At 71.0% G+C, this 14,640-nt stretch carries 14 protein-coding genes; 7 read left to right on the top strand and 7 right to left on the bottom strand.

Annotation, left to right across the window (positions count from 1 at the left end; all coding sequences use genetic code 11):
• Positions 1 to 32 precede the first annotated feature (32 nt).
• From ACIA03_RS04695 to ACIA03_RS04685, 3 genes are all read left to right on the top strand, one after another.
• A complete protein-coding gene (locus ACIA03_RS04695; protein ID WP_396979726.1) occupies positions 33 to 1,211 on the top strand; it encodes an acyl-CoA dehydrogenase family protein in 1,179 nt (392 codons plus the stop codon).
• Entirely contained in the window at positions 1,208 to 2,002 is a 795-nt protein-coding gene (locus tag ACIA03_RS04690; RefSeq protein WP_396979724.1) for an SDR family oxidoreductase, read from the top strand. Before ACIA03_RS04695 ends, ACIA03_RS04690 begins: the two co-directional genes overlap by 4 nt.
• Positions 2,003 to 2,157: 155 nt before the next feature.
• Positions 2,158 to 3,306 (top strand): acetyl-CoA C-acetyltransferase, encoded by a 1,149-nt coding sequence (locus ACIA03_RS04685; RefSeq protein WP_396979722.1) that lies wholly within the window; start codon positions 2,158 to 2,160, stop codon positions 3,304 to 3,306.
• Here the strand turns inward: ACIA03_RS04685 and yidC are convergent.
• The 5 genes from yidC to ACIA03_RS04660 form a co-directional block, all read right to left on the bottom strand.
• The gene (yidC, locus tag ACIA03_RS04680; RefSeq protein ID WP_396979720.1) at positions 3,290 to 4,102 is read right to left on the bottom strand and encodes a membrane protein insertase YidC; all 813 of its coding nucleotides are present in this window, start codon (positions 4,100 to 4,102) and stop codon (positions 3,290 to 3,292) included. The two genes, ACIA03_RS04685 and yidC, sit on opposite strands and share 17 nt — an antisense overlap.
• A 59-nt stretch (positions 4,103 to 4,161) precedes the next feature.
• Positions 4,162 to 4,449 (bottom strand): hypothetical protein, encoded by a 288-nt coding sequence (locus ACIA03_RS04675; protein ID WP_396979718.1) that lies wholly within the window; start codon positions 4,447 to 4,449, stop codon positions 4,162 to 4,164.
• A gap of 35 nt (positions 4,450 to 4,484) precedes the next feature.
• Positions 4,485 to 5,054: a GNAT family N-acetyltransferase gene (locus ACIA03_RS04670; RefSeq protein ID WP_396979716.1), complete on the bottom strand. Its 570-nt coding sequence runs from the start codon at positions 5,052 to 5,054 to the stop codon at positions 4,485 to 4,487.
• A 16-nt stretch (positions 5,055 to 5,070) separates the two neighbouring features.
• Positions 5,071 to 6,141: an NAD(P)H-dependent flavin oxidoreductase gene (locus ACIA03_RS04665; protein ID WP_396979714.1), complete on the bottom strand. Its 1,071-nt coding sequence runs from the start codon at positions 6,139 to 6,141 to the stop codon at positions 5,071 to 5,073.
• A 229-nt stretch (positions 6,142 to 6,370) separates the two neighbouring features.
• Entirely contained in the window at positions 6,371 to 7,114 is a 744-nt protein-coding gene (locus tag ACIA03_RS04660) for an enoyl-CoA hydratase family protein (RefSeq protein ID WP_396979712.1), read from the bottom strand.
• A 111-nt stretch (positions 7,115 to 7,225) separates the two neighbouring features.
• Between ACIA03_RS04660 and ACIA03_RS04655 the strand changes: the two genes are divergently transcribed.
• Entirely contained in the window at positions 7,226 to 8,107 is an 882-nt protein-coding gene (locus ACIA03_RS04655) for an SDR family oxidoreductase (protein WP_396979710.1), read from the top strand.
• Between the two features lie 113 nt (positions 8,108 to 8,220).
• Here ACIA03_RS04655 and bla read toward each other — a convergent pair whose 3' ends face one another.
• Positions 8,221 to 9,102: a class A beta-lactamase gene (gene bla, locus ACIA03_RS04650; RefSeq protein ID WP_396979708.1), complete on the bottom strand. Its 882-nt coding sequence runs from the start codon at positions 9,100 to 9,102 to the stop codon at positions 8,221 to 8,223.
• A 108-nt stretch (positions 9,103 to 9,210) separates the two neighbouring features.
• Here bla and ACIA03_RS04645 point away from each other — a divergent pair, with 108 nt between their 5' ends.
• The 3 genes from ACIA03_RS04645 to ACIA03_RS04635 all read left to right on the top strand — a co-directional run bounded on the left by ACIA03_RS04645 (position 9,211) and on the right by ACIA03_RS04635 (position 12,491).
• Positions 9,211 to 10,074 (top strand): LysR family transcriptional regulator, encoded by an 864-nt coding sequence (locus tag ACIA03_RS04645; RefSeq protein WP_396979706.1) that lies wholly within the window; start codon positions 9,211 to 9,213, stop codon positions 10,072 to 10,074.
• Complete coding sequence (locus tag ACIA03_RS04640) at positions 10,071 to 10,994, top strand: serine hydrolase (RefSeq protein ID WP_396979704.1); 924 nt, start codon at positions 10,071 to 10,073, stop codon at positions 10,992 to 10,994. Before ACIA03_RS04645 ends, ACIA03_RS04640 begins: the two co-directional genes overlap by 4 nt.
• A 201-nt stretch (positions 10,995 to 11,195) precedes the next feature.
• Entirely contained in the window at positions 11,196 to 12,491 is a 1,296-nt protein-coding gene (locus ACIA03_RS04635; RefSeq protein WP_396979702.1) for an MFS transporter, read from the top strand.
• A 10-nt stretch (positions 12,492 to 12,501) separates the two neighbouring features.
• Here the strand turns inward: ACIA03_RS04635 and ACIA03_RS04630 are convergent, their stop codons facing one another.
• A complete protein-coding gene (locus tag ACIA03_RS04630) occupies positions 12,502 to 14,547 on the bottom strand; it encodes an acyltransferase family protein (protein ID WP_396979700.1) in 2,046 nt (681 codons plus the stop codon).
• Positions 14,548 to 14,640 lie beyond the last annotated feature (93 nt).

Genomic DNA, 14,640 nt, shown 5'->3' with positions numbered 1-14,640 from the left:
AAACAAGTGCTTGGTTTGGTAGGTTGTCCGGCATGGACCTGACCTACTCCGCCGAGGACGAGGCGTTCCGTGCCGAGGTGCGCGAGTGGCTCGCCGACCATCTGGTCGGCGAGTGGGCGGCGCTGCGCGGCACCGGCGGGAACGGCCGCGACCACGAGTCGTACGAGGGCCGGCTGGCGTGGAACCGCTACCTGGCCTCACACGGGTGGACGTGTCTGGGCTGGCCCGAGGAGCACGGCGGCCGCGGCCTGCCGCTGTTCCAGCAGGTGATCTTCCACGAGGAGTACGCCCGCGCGGATGCCCCGGTCCGGGTGAACCACCTCGGGGAGGAGCTGCTCGGCCCCACCCTGATCGCGCACGGCACCGCTGCCCAGCAGGAGCGGTTCCTGCCCAAGATCGTCGCGGTCGAGGAGCTGTGGTGCCAGGGCTACTCCGAGCCCGGTGCCGGCTCCGACCTGGCCGGCGTGCGCACCCGCGCCCGGCTGGACGGCGACCAGTGGGTCGTCGACGGGCAGAAGGTCTGGACGTCGAATGCCCACCTCTCCGACTGGTGCTTCGTCGTGTGCCGCACCGATCCGGGCTCGTCGCGCCACCACGGGCTGTCCTACCTGCTGGTGCCGATGGCGCAGCCCGGGGTCGACGTACGGCCGATCGAGCAGCTCACCGGCACCTCCGAGTTCAACGAGGTCTTCTTCGACGGCGCTGTCACCTCGGCCGACCTGGTCGTGGGTGAGCCCGGCGACGGCTGGAAGGTCGCGATGGCGACGCTCGGGTTCGAGCGCGGTGTCTCCACGATCGGCCAGCAGGTCGGCTTCGCCCGCGAGCTGGAGACGGTCGAGGAGGCCGCCCGGGCCAACGGCACCATTGACTCGCCCGACATCTCGTCGAGACTCGCCCAGGCCCATGTCGGGCTCGAGGTGCTCAGGCTGCACGCGCTGCGGACCCTCTCTGCGTACGACTCCGGGTCCTCGGGCCCCGAGGCGAGCGTCTCCAAGCTGCTGTGGGCGCGGTGGCACCGCGAGCTCGGCGAGCTGGCGATGGACGTCGTCGGGCTCGCCGGGCTGACCACCGGCGAGGGCTACGCGCTCGACCGGCTCCAGTCCCTCTACCTCTTCTCCCGTGCCGACACGATCTACGGCGGCTCGGACGAGATCCAACGGAACATCATCGCCGAGCGCGTGCTCGGCCTGCCACGAGAGGCTCGTGCATGAAGCCGGAACAGCCCACCCCCGCGTACGTCCCCGGCCACTCACTCCTGGAGGGTCGGGTCGTCGTCGTGACCGCCGCCGCCGGTGCGGGGATCGGGGCGGCGGTCGTGCGGAAGGTGCTCGAGGAGGGCGCCAGGGCGGTCGTCGTCTCCGACACCCACGAGCGTCGGCTCAAGGAGTCGCGCGATGCCCTCGCCGAGGAGTTCGGGGAGGACCGGATCACTGCGGTGACCTGCGATGTCACCCAGGAGGACCAGGTCCAGGCGCTGCTCGACGCCGCCGAGCCGTACGGCGGTGTCGACGTGATGATCAACAACGCCGGGCTCGGCGGGACCGCGTCGGTGCTGGAGATGACCGACGACCAGTGGACTCGGGTTCTCGACATCACCCTGACCGGGACGTTCCGGTGCATCCGGGCCGTCGGGCAACGCTTCGCGGCCGCCGGGAAGCGCGGCGTGATCGTCAACAACGCCTCCGTCATCGGCTGGCGGGCGCAGGAGGGGCAGGCGCACTACGCCGCGGCCAAGGCCGGCGTGATGGCGCTGACCCGCTCGGCCGCCGCCGACCTGGCGCCGCACGGGATCAGGGTCAACGCGGTCTCGCCGTCCCTGGCCATGCACCCGTTCCTGGAGAAGGTCACGAGTCCGGAACTCCTTGAGGAGCTCAAGGCCCGTGAGGCCTTCGGCCGCGCCGCCGAGCCCTGGGAGGTCGCCAACGTCATGGTCTTCCTGGCCAGCGACTACGCGACCTACATGACCGGCGAAGTCGTCTCGGTAAGCAGCCAACATGCCTAACCCGCCGAGAGGTCAGTTTCTGACCACGAGAGGTCGATTTCTGATCGCGAGGGGTCAGTTTCTGTGCCGCGACCTTCTAGAAATTGACGCTTCGACGCCAATAATCGACGCCTCGGCGTCAGAAATCGACCTTTCGCGGAGAGTCTGGAGGGCTCATGTCTGAGGCATTCATCGTCGATGCGGTTCGTACGGCTGTGGGGAAGCGCGGGGGTGCGCTGGCCGGGATTCATCCGGCAGATCTGGGTGCGCACTCGCTGGCCGCGCTCGTGGACCGCACCGGGATCGACCCGGGGGCCGTCGACGACGTGATCATGGGGTGCTGCGACACCATCGGTGGGCAGGCCGGCGACGTCGCGCGGACGGCGTGGTTGGTGGCCGGCCTGCCCGACCACGTACCCGGCGTGACCATCGACCGGCAGTGCGGCTCCTCCCAGCAGGCGGTGCACTTCGCGGCGCAGGGGGTGATGTCGGGGACCCAGGACCTGGTGGTCGCCGGTGGGCTGCAGAACATGTCCGCGATCCCGATCTCGGCGGCGATGCTGGTGGGCGCCGAATACGGGTTCACCACCCCGTTTGCCGAGTCGCCCGGCTGGGTGAAGCGCTACGGCGACCAGGAGGTCTCCCAGTTCCGCTCCGCCGAGATGATCGCTGAGAAGTGGGACATCTCCCGCGAGGACATGGAGGCCTATGCCCTGGCCTCCCATCAGCGCGCCAAGACCGCGATCGCCGAGGGGCGGTTCGACCGGGAGATCGTGCCCGTCGGCGACTTCGCCGTCGACCAGTGCCCGCGCGACACGTCGCTCGAGAAGATGGCCTCGCTGGAGCCGCTCGCTCCGGGTGGGCGGATCACCGCGGCGGTCGCCTCGCAGATCTGCGACGCCTCCTCGGCGCTGCTGGTCGCCTCCGCGCAGGCCGTACGCACCTTCGGCCTCACCCCGCGAGCCCGGATCCATCACCTCTCGGTCCGCGGTGACGACCCGGTCTGGATGCTCACCGGACCGATCGAGGCCACCCGGCACGCGTTGGCCAAGACCGGCCTCACCGTCGACGACATCGACCTGTTCGAGTGCAACGAGGCCTTCGCCTCCGTCGTCCTGGCGTGGATGAAGGAGCTCGACATCCCGCATTCGAAGGTCAATGTGAACGGCGGCGGCATCGCCCTCGGCCACCCCATCGGCGCCACCGGCACCCGGCTGATGACCACCCTCCTCAACGAGCTCGAGCGCACCGGCGGTCGCTACGGTCTCCAGACGATGTGCGAAGGCGGCGGCCAGGCCAACGTCACCATCATCGAGCGGCTCTGAGCTCGAGCTGCTTCTCGGCGGCGGGGGAGCCGGGGGTGGGGAACCAGCGGTGGATGACCGCGGCCTGGCCGGCGGTCCACAGGCCGCTGATGACCCAGTAGACCAGCAGGGCGAGCGGAACGCTGCTGCCGGCGAGGAGCATGCCGCCGGCGGAGATGACGGGCATGAGCTCCTGAATCCGGATCATCGACTCGGGCATGTCGGCGCGCACCATGTTGGGCAGGACCCACAGCCGTTGGCTGAGGTAGCTGACCGCGGCGGCGGTGGCGGCGAGGCCGAGGGTGATCACCAGATGGGTGGTGTCGCCGGAGAGGTAGCCGCGGCCGGTGAGCGGCGTGCCGAGGAAGGTCGCCGCCCCGAGCGAGGCGACCAGCGAGTCGCCCATCGCGCCGACCGCATGCTGCCGGCTGACGTCGGAGAGCAGGTGGTAGAGCGCCAGGAAGATCGGCAGCTGGGCGAAGGCGGCGAGCATCGCGAAGCGGGGTACGCCGTGCTCCTCGTTGATCTTCCGCCGCTCCTCCATCATCGCCATCATGTCAGCCTGGGTCGGGCTGCCGGAGGAGCTCTTCTTGGCGTACTTCTTGGTCAGCGCCTGGAGCTGCGGGCGGGCGCGGGCGGCGGCGTGGGCGGTGCGTACGCCGCGGATCGTCAACGGGAGGAGGGCGAGGCGGACCAGCACCACGACGGCGGCGATGGCCAGTAGCCAGCTGACGTTGTCGCCGGCGAAGGCGAGGACGTGGTGGGCGCCGGCGAGTACGGCGGCGAGGGCATGCGACAACGGGGCGAGTACGGACATGGGTGTGCTCCTGAGGTGAGTGGGATGGCCTGACGTGGTTCGCCCCGGTGGGCGAGCGGTCAGACCTGCTCAGGAGCGCGCGGACGGCGCGGGGAGCAGACCGGGTCGGTGACCCGGGCAGCGAGATGGTGAGGCCCGTCGGAGGCGTCACGAGGGGCCGTCGAATGGGCCCTGACCAGGGCGAACGACCCGATGTTGTGGATCGCGCCGATGGTGACGGCGGCGAGGGCGGTCGAGACCGCGATGGTCAGCAGCGCCTGCTCGGGGTCGACGCTCATCAGCGCCGGGAGCATCAGCGTGAAAAGCGCGACGAGCGCGATGCGTACGCGGCTCGTGTCGGTCTTCACGCACGTCAGTGTACCGATGATGGTCAACCGGTGCGTCAGCTCAGGTCGCGCCGCATCAGGACGCGTGGGTGGCCGGCGAGGACCGAGGTGGTGTCGGCGGCCCAGGTGAAGCCCGCGGCCTCGAAGTTCTTGCGGATCCCGGCGTAGGCCATCGTCAGGTCGACCTTCGCGCCCTGGTTGTCGAGCGGATAGGCCTCGATGGCCGGGGCGCCGCGGTCGCGCGCGAACTCGACGGCACCCTCGATGAGCGTGTGCGAGATGCCTTGGCCGCGGTGGCCGGGCCGGACCCGGATGCACCAGACGGACCAGACCGGCAGGTCGTCGACGTGCGGGATCTTCCGGTTGCGGGCGAAGGTGGTGTCCGCGCGTGGCGCGACGGCGGCCCAGCCGACCGGCTCCTCGCCGTCGTAGGCGAGCACGCCCAGTGGCCCGTCGGCGAGCAGGTTGCGTACGAACTCACCGCGCTCCTGGCCGCGCATCTTGTTGTTGATCGTCGACGGGATCCGGTAGCTCAGGCACCAGCACACGCTGGCGTCGGGGCGTTTGGGTCCGACGAGGGTGCGTACGTCCTCGAACACCTCTGCCGGGCGAACCTCGATGGCCATGGGGCCAGCCTGCTGCTCAGGCGCGGTTCGCGTCCACATGTTTGAGGCGGTCGGCGGCTTGGGCGATGACGCGGTCCACCAGCTTCTCGCAGGTGGGGAGGTCGTCGAGGAGGCCGACGACCTGGCCGCTGGAGAGCATCCCTGCGGAGGTGTCGCCCTCGACGAGGCCGGCGCGGAGGAGCATGGGGGTGTTGGCGGCGAGGACGACCTCGGCCCAGGTGCGGTCGCCACCGTGGACCATGCTCCGGCCGTCCTTGACGAGCGTGCGCCAGGGGAGGCCGGACATCTCCTTGAACTGCCTTGTCCGCTTGATCGTGCGGGCCAGCTTCGCGGTGATGCCCTCCTTCTCGAGAGTGTCGATGAACTCGGTGCGGAGCAGGCGGTGCGGCATTCCGTCGGCCTTCGTGGTCACGACAGTGCCGTCGAGACCGAAGGTCAGGTAGCGCCGTCGTACGTCCTCGGGGACCGCGGAGTCGGCGGTGAGCAGGAAGCGGGTCCCCATGCCGATACCGGCGGCGCCGTAGGCCATCGCCGCGGCGAGTCCGCGGCCGTCGAAGAAGCCGCCTGCGGCGACGACGGGGATGTCGACGGCGTCGAGGACGGAGGGGAGGAGCAGGGTGGTCGGGACCGCGCCGGTGTGGCCACCGCCCTCGCCGCCCTGGATCATCACCATGTCCGCGCCCCAGCCGGCGACCTTCTTGGCGTGCTTGGCCGCGCCGATCGACGGCATCACGACGATGTCGTGCTCCTTGAGCTTGCTGATCAGCTCGGGCTTGGGCGCCAGGGCGAAGCTCGCGACCTTCACACCGTGGTCGATGAGCAGCCGGCAGCGGTCGGGAGCGTCCGAGGCGTCGGCGCGCAGGTTCACCCCGAACGGCTTGTCGGTGCGGCCCTTGACCTCGACGATCGCCTTCTCGAGCTCGTCGAGGGTCATCGTGGCCGAGGCCAGGATGCCGAGCGCGCCCGCGTTCGCGGTGGCGGAGACCAGGCGCGGGCCGGCGACCCAACCCATCCCGGTCTGGACGATCGGGTGGTCGACGCCGGTGAGGTCGGTCAGCGGCGTACGAAATGTCTGTTCGGTGCTCATCGAGCCTCCTGATCCTGCCGAGTCGGCGCGAATGCCCCAAGATCCGGCGCCGACTCGGCGCGTCTGCCCCAAGATCTGATGCCGACTCGGCGCGTGTGCCCCGCGAAACCGGCGCGAGTCGGCGCGTCTGCCCCAAGGTCCTGGGACAGACACGCCGGGTGGGCGCTGTGGGATGGGGCAGATGCGCCGAGTGGGCGCTGTGGGGTGGGACAGTTGCGCCGAGTGGGCATCACTTTCCGTCCTTCACGAAGGCGTCGCGGCGCTCGTCGGCGACGCCGGCGAGGTTGAGCTCGTAGGTGAAGCCCTGCTCGAAGCGGTAGGAGGCGTTCACGTCGACCGGGTCGATGCCGTTGAGCGCGGCCTTGGCGGCGCGGATGACCTGCGGGTCCTTCTTCGCGATCTGCCGGGCGACCTCGAGGGCTTTCTCGTCGAGGTCCGCCCGCGGGACGACCGCGTGGACGGACCCCAGCTCGTGGAGGCGTTGGGCGGTGATGGTCTGCGCGGTGAAGTAGAGGGTACGCAGCATGTGCTGGGGCACCAGCCGGCTCAGGTGGGTGGCGGCTCCGAGGGCGCCGCGGTCGACCTCAGGGACACCGAAGTAGGCGTCGTCGCTGGCCACGATCGTGTCGGCGTTGCCGACTAGGCCGACGCCGCCGCCGAGGCAGAAGCCGTTGACCGCGGCGATGACCGGGACCGGGCACTCGTAGATCGCCTTGAAGGCCGCATAGCAGCCGCGGTTGGCGCCGAGGATGCCCTCGAACCCCTCGATCTGCTGCATCTCCTTGATGTCGACGCCGGCGTTGAAACCCTTCCCCTCGGCGCGCAGGATCACGACCCGGGCGCCGTTGTCGGCGGCGGTCGTGACCGCGTCGGCGACCTCGAACCAGCCCTTGACCGGCAGCGCGTTCACCGGCGGGTGGTTCATCGTGACGACGGCGATCTGCTCGTCGGTGATCTCGGTGGAGATGCCCATGGCGTCCGTCCTTGAATGTGCACTGCCTAACCTAGCGATTGCTTGGTAGCCTAGCAGTTGCTTGGTTCACGCTGGCAAGACCGACGTACGTATCGACGCAGGGAGCACTCAATGACCGGACTCTTGGACGGCCGGATCGCGATCGTCACCGGAGCGGGGCGGGGAATCGGCCGGGCGCACGCGCTCGAGCTCGCCCGCCACGGCGCGAAGGTGGTCGTCAACGACTTCGGCGTCTCGCTGGCGGGCGAGGGGACCGGTGAGTCGCCCGCGTCCCAGGTCGTGGCCGAGATCGTTGCCGCAGGTGGGGATGCGGTTGCCAACGCCGCCGACGTGGCCGACTTCGCGGCGGCTTCGGAGATGGTGCAGCAGGCCATCGAGACGTACGGAGGGCTGGACATCCTCGTCAACAACGCCGGTTTCGTACGCGACCGGATGCTCGTCAACACCTCCGAGGAGGAGTGGGACGCGGTGATCCGGGTGCACCTGAAGGGGCACTTCGCGACGCTGCGGCACGCGGGGGCGTACTGGCGGGCGGAGTCCAAGGCGGGCCGTCAGCGGGACGCCCGGGTCATCAACACCTCCTCGGGTGCTGGCCTGCAGGGCTCGATCGGGCAGGGGACGTACTCCGCGGCCAAGGCCGGGATCGCCGGGCTCACCCTGGTCGCCGCCGCCGAGATGGCGCGTTATGGCGTCACCGTGAACGCGATCGCGCCCGTCGCCAAGACCCGGATGACCGAGGGCGCCTTCGACACCTCCGCGATGGCGCTCCCCGAGGACAACTCACCGGTCGTCGCCTGGCTCGCCTCTCCGGACGCGCGCGATGTCACCGGGCGGGTCATCGAGATCGACGGTTCGGTGATCACCGTGGAGAACGGCTGGGCCCACGGCCCTTCCGCCGATGCCGGGGCTCGCTGGGTGGCTGCCGATGTCGGACCGGCCCTCCGCAAGCTGCTCGGTGAGGCGCCGGAGCCGGAGGGTGTCTACGGAGCCTGAGTCGGCCGAGATCAGGCCGATGCCGCACGTGTAACACGTCGTTCGTAGGACTATCCGGTCGTTCTGATAGGGCGAGAAGACCTACGAACGACGTGTTACAGCTCGCCGGCCCGTCAGCCGAGCTCCGCGCAGACCGTCGCCGCGATGTCCGCGAGCGGGGTGTCGAGGGGCGCTGCGGCGGGGTCGTCGGAGCGGGTGAGGGCGGCGATGACGATCGGGGCGCCGTCAGGGGTCCAGGTGACGCCGACATCGTTGCGCGACGCGTAGTCGCCGCCGCCGGTCTTGTCGGCGAGCCGCCAGCCGGCCGGGACCCCGGCGCCGAAACGGGTGACGGTCGACTGGTTGGCGAGCATCCAGGTGACCAGCTGATCCCGGTCCGCACCACCGAGGGCGTCTCCGAGCACCAGCCGCGTGTAGGTCTGGGCGATCGCACGCGGCGAGGTGGTGTCGCGCGGGTCGCCCGGGATCGCGGTGTTGAGCTCGGGCTCCCAGCGGTCGAGCCGGCTCACGGTGTCGCCGAGGGATCGGGCGAAGGACGTCACGCCGGCGGGGCCACCGACGAGGTGGAGCAGCTCGTTGGCCGCTGTGTTGTCGGAGCGCGTCATCGTCGCCTCGGCGAGCTGCGCCACGGTCAGACCGTTACGAACAGTGAGCGAGGTGACCGGAGAGTTGACGACGACGTCGGCGTCGTCCCAGGTCAGACGCTGCTGGAGCGTACGCGCGGGCAGATCGCGCAGGATCGCGGCCACGAGCAGGGTCTTGAAGGTCGACAGCATCGGGAAGCGCTCGTCGGCACGGTGCTCGACGACGCGGCCGGTCCGCAGGTTCTTGGCCCAGACGCCGAGGTGGCGCTGGTGCTTCTGCTCGAGGGCGGCGATCGCGGGGCTGTCGGCGGCGTACGCCACCGAGCTGCCGGTCGCGGCGACGGTGGCAGCGGCGGCCGCTGTGGCGGCTCCGCCCAGCAGAGCACGGCGGCTGAGGATCGGGTGGGTCATGCATGGCATCGTGACGCCGCCGCGAGGCCGGCGTCCAAGGACGATCCGGCATGGACGTATGCATCGCTGACATGGGACGAGGTGGGGGCGATCAGCCATCCTGTACGCGTGGACCTACTGCTTCACCTGCGCGGCTTCACCGCGGTCGCCGACGAGATGAGCGTCTCCGAGGCCGCGCTCGAGCTGGGTGTCGACCAGCCGCTCCTCAGCCGTCGGTTGCGTGCCCTCGAGCGGGAGCTCGGGGTGGAGCTGCTCGACCGCAGCCGGCGGCAGATCGCGCTCACCCCAGCCGGCCACGCGCTCCTGCCGCGGGCGAGGCATCTCGTCGACCAGGCCGACCATCTGCTGCGGAGCGTCCGCCGGCACGAGCGCGAGCCGTTCGTGGTCGCGGTGCCGCCGGGCTGCGACCCCGCCCCGCTCTCCCGCTTGGTCGCGCTGCTGGAGGAGGAAGGCGTCGACGTACGCCTCGCGAGCGCCACCACCGACGTGCCGGAGTCGGCCGCCTGGCTGGTCGAGGCGTGCGACCCCGACGCGGCCACCTGGGTCACCCCGCTGGGTGCGGCCACCGCGCCTGGGACCGCGCAGGGGCCGGTGTCGTTGAGCGCCCTCCGACCCCGCAGAGGCGGGGAACGTACGCAGGTGCTGGCTCTCCCGCGAGACCTGGACGACCCCGCCGGCCGGCTGAGACGGCTGGCGGACCGGGCCGGCGTCGGACCGGCCACCCTGCGCGCGGCGCCGCACCGGCTCGCGGTGGCCGAGGCGCTGGCGGGGCGCGGGACGCTGGTCTGTGCGCGGCACGAGGCGGTGACGTACGGGCTGAGCTGGTCGCCCTTCATCGACCCGGTGCCGCGCGGTCACCGGCTCGTCGAGCAGGCGCCGGTGCCCGGGCCGCTGGCCGCCGGTCCGGTGCGGGAGCAGGCGCTCGCGCTGCTCGGTGAGGGCCTCGGCGCCCCTGAGAAGGAGCGCGGATGAGTCCGCTCGTCGGCAGCGACCGAGGCCTGATCGACCTCGCCGAGGCGGCCGCGGAGCGTTTCGAGACCCTCCAGGTGCGGGCCGTGTTCCTGGCCCGCGACATCGACACCGGCCAGGAGGTCGGGGTCGGCGTCGACCGGCCGATGCCGCTGGCCTCGGTGGCCAAGGTGCCGCTGGCCCTGGTCGTGGCGGACCGGATCGCCCGCGGTGAGATCGACGGCCGCGCGATGGTGACGCTGACCGCGGCGGAGCGGAGCTACGGGCCGTACGGCATCTCGGCCTTCGCCCACGACGCCACCTGCTCCGTCGCCGACCTGATGCTGATGATGCTCGGCCTCAGCGACAACGCCGCCGCGGACGCGCTCTTCGACCTCGTCCCGCCGAAGGAGGTCGACGAGCAGCTCGCCGAATGGGGGATCGAGGGGCTGCGGGTGCGGCACCGGATGCAGCCGATGTACGACTACGCCACCCGCGTCGCCGGCCCCGACTTCGCCCTCGCCACCCAGCTCGCGGTCGAGGGTCGCCGGCCGGGCGGCCGGCACGTCATCGACTCCCTCGACGTCGAGCGCGCCACGATCGGCTCGCCGCGCGCCTGCGTCGACCTGCTCCAGCGTGTCTGGCGCGACGAGGTCGCCAAGCCCGAGGCCACCGAGATGGTGCGACGGCTGATGGGCAAGCAGGTCTTCACCCACCGGATCGCCGCCGACCTGCTCGCCGACGACATCGAGCTCGCCGGAAAGACCGGCGGCTTCCTCACCCTGCGGCACGAGATCGCCGTCGTCACCCACCCCGGTGGCCGGGTCGCCATCGCCGTACTCACCGACTCCGACCGCACCGCCCGGATCCAGAACGACGTCGACCTCGCCATCGCCGCCACCGCCCGCGACGCCGTCGACGCCCTCGCCTCCCGCCACCCCTGAGCCGAGGCGTCACCTACGTCGGCCGAGGCGTCACCTACGTCGGCCGAGGCGTCACCTACGTCGGCCGAGGCGTCACGTACGTCGCCCGAGGCGTCACCCCGATGCCACCTCGGCCGACGCGCCTGACGCCTCGGCCGACCGGACTGACGCCTCGGCAAAAACCAGATGGCAACGTCCCCCTCCCGGTGGTGCAATTGGCCGGTGCCCGCCCTGCCCGGTTTCATCGACAACCTCATCCCGCCGACGCCGTTGTCGAAGCGTCTGGCGACGCAGTCGCTGCTCTTCGCAGCAGGGGACGGGACGTTCAACACCGCGGCCGCGTTCTACCTGGTCGCGTTCGTGGGGCTGACCCCGGCGCAGATCGGTATCGGCCTGACGGTGGCGGGGATCGCGTCGTTCCTCACCGCCTACCCGATGGGCCGGCTGGCCGACTTCGTGGGCCCGAAGCGGATCTGGGCGATCAGTGCCCTGATCAGCGCGATGATGTTCGCGACGATGCCGTTCATCCACGGTTTCTGGGCCTACCTGGGCGTCATCGTGGTCTTCGAGGTGGTCAACAACGCCGGCGGCGCCGGCCGGAATGCGTACGTCCTCGATGTGCTCCCCGACAAGGAGCGGGTCGAGACCCAGGCGTTCATGTACTCGAGCCTCAACCTCGGTTTCACCATCGGCGCCCTGATCGCCGGCATCGCGCTCGCGATGGACACCGACACGGTCCTCAAGTGGGGCGTGCCGTTCTTCGCGCTGGCCGTCGGGATCGCCAACTCGGTCTGGATCTCCCGGCTGCCGAGGGCGCCTCACGACGAGCGGCGCGCGGCCGGCGAGGTCACCGAGAAGGTGCCCGGTCCGGGTGCGCTGCGCAACGTCGGCTGGCTGCTGGTGACCACCTTCACCGGCACACTGTGGTCCAACCAGGTGCTGCTGCACACCGTGATCCCGCTGTGGCTGGTCAACTACACCGACTCACCGCGCTGGCTGCTGGCCTGGCTCTTCGCGACCAACACGGTGCTGTGCATCGTCCTCCCGGCCTACACCTCGAAGGGCGTCCACGGCGTCCGCGACGCGTTGCGCCGGGTCTGGTGGAGCAGTGCGTTCTTCGTCGCCGCCTGCGCGATCACGCTGGTCACCCACGACACCCACGGGTTCCTCACCATCTTCCTGGTCTGGCTCGGCCACGTCGCCGTCACCGGCGCCGAGCTGGCCATCGGCTCCGCCGGTTGGGCCTTCCAAGCCGAGCTCATGGACCCGGCCAGACGAGGTGAGTACGAAGGTGTCGCCGGCATCGGCCGCCAGCTCGGCGGAGCCTGGGCGCCCGCTCTGTTCACCTTCCTCGCCATGGGCTGGCACCCGGCTTTCTACAGCGGCGCGGGCTGGATCGTCATCGGCGCCATCATCGTCGCTGCCGCCGCCGCGATGCGCCCGTCGGTCGCCCTGGCCGTACGTTTCAAGGAGGCCCACTTCCCCCGCGAGGACGAGCCGGAGCCCGCGGTCGCCTAGCCCGGCCGGATCAGCGCAGGATCTTCGCGATCCGGTCGCCGAGATAGGGCGCGAGGGTGGCGGCGTAGAGCGGCGAGATGTGGAAGCCGTCCTGGTAGACCTGCAGGCTGCCGACGACGGGGGAGCACGTCTCGGCCCGGCAGAAGTAGTCGGTGAGGTCGATGCGATGGGCGTTGGCGGTGAGCCGGGTGGCGCCGGCGGTGCCGTCGTCGCGTACGACCTGCTTCCGGTCGCGCGCGCACGAGGTCGCCGCCGCGAGCCCGGCGTCGTCGATGCACGGCTGGACCACACGCGCGAACCGGGTCGTGCTGCCCTCGAAGATCGGGCTGTCCCGGATCGCGATGACCGGCACCGTCGGGTCGGGCCGGCTCGCCCAGGCCTCGGCGAGACCGTTGCTGAGCGCCTCGCCGGGGGTCTCACCGTCGTGGGCCTCGACCGCGATCTGGCTGGAGTGGATGACGAGGTACGCGTCGATCCCCGGCTCCGTCTCCAGATAGGCGGCGAGCTGCGACTTCCACTCCCGGCACAGGTCCACGGTCGTCCGCGGCGACCCGACTCGGTCCCGGGCGTTCCAGTGGCAGCCGGCGCGGCTGGCGACGTCGATGCGCCAGCCGCGACGCTCGGCGATCTCGCGGTAGGCGGGGACGAGCTGGTGGTTGTGCGAATCGCCGATCGCGAGCAGCCGGCGCGGATAGCCCCGTGAGGGCCCGAGCGTGCACACCTTGAACCGCACCGGCCGCTCCTTGTTGGACCAGCAGTCCGACCCGTCGGGCGCCTGGTAGCCGAGACTGGCGTCGAGCAGTCGGTCCGGACCTTCACAGCCGGCGGTCGCTGGGTCCAGGGTGGCGGCGCCGATGCAGCCTGCGTACCTCTTCGCGGCCTCGACCGCGGCCTGTCTCGCCGCGGCGTCCTGGCGCTCCACCTCGGCGGCGCCGGTGAGCGTCCCGGCGGCGACGAGCGCGAGCACGACCGGGACGGTCACGAGCCGCCGGAGACCGGCGAAGGGCGGCCCCACGCGCGTGACGGGCAGCTCGACGAAGCGGTGGGTGAGCCAGGCCAGTGCCACCGAGGCCGAGAGCACGACCACGGCGGCGGGGAGGGTGATCCGGGTGGCGTACGTCCAGCTCAGCCACGCCACGAGCAGCGGCCAGTGCCACAGATAGAGGGGGAAGGAGATGTCCGCGACGAACCGCAGCGGACGGATCGCGAGGAGATGCTGCGGGCCCCATCGGGCCGAAGATCCGGAGCCGAGCACGACCAGCAGCGCCCCGCCGACCGGCCACAGCGCCCACGGCCCCGGGAAGAGCGCCGCTCCGTCGAGCACGAACCCCGAGCTGGCGACCAGCAGCAGGCCGAGCCAGGCGAGCGCAGGGCGAATTGCGTCCGGCGGACGCAAATGATCGAGCCTGAGCGCGACCAGTGCCCCCAGGCCGAGCTCCCAGAAGCGCGCTCCGGTGTGGAAGTACGCCACCTGCTGGTCGGCCACCCCGAGCCACCATGCGAAGACGAACGAGGCGAGCGTCCCCACCGCCACGACGAGCGCCAGCACGAGCCGCAGCCGCCCCCGCGCCAGCCGCCCGACCACCACCACGACCACCGGCCAGACCAGCAGGAACTGCCCCTGCACCGCCAGCGACCAGAAGTGCTGCAGCGGGCTCGCGCTCGGCCCGGCCGCTCCGTAGGCGAGCTGCGAGCGGATCATCTCCCAGTTCAGGACGTACGCCGCCGACGCAGCGATCTCCCGCAGCGTCGAGCCCCACATCGACCGAGGCATGGCCGCGACCATCAGCACCGCCGTCCCCGCGAGCACGACCAGCGTCGGAGCCGAGAGCCGCAGGAACGTACGCCCGTAGTGGTCGGCCAGCCGCAGCTCCGAGGAGGTGACCCGGCGGACCAGCGACCGGGTCACCAGGAACCCGGTCAGCGCCAGGAAGACGTCGACGCCGCCGGAGACCCGGCCGTTGCCGAAGAGGTGGAAGACCACCACGAGCGCCAGCGCGAGCCCCCGCAGCCCGTGGATCTCGGCGATCCGTTGGGGACGTGGGGCGTCTGGCATCGCGCCAGGCTAGGTCTGGCCGGTGACACCGGGAAGACGGCGAAGTGAAGACCAGGTAGGTCGACCCGGCGCAACTGTCCCGCCAAACAACGT

The organism is Nocardioides sp. NPDC051685 (genome assembly GCF_044453405.1).
GTDB lineage: Bacteria > Actinomycetota > Actinomycetes > Propionibacteriales > Nocardioidaceae > Nocardioides.
This window is presented reverse-complemented; position numbering and strand designations above follow the sequence as displayed.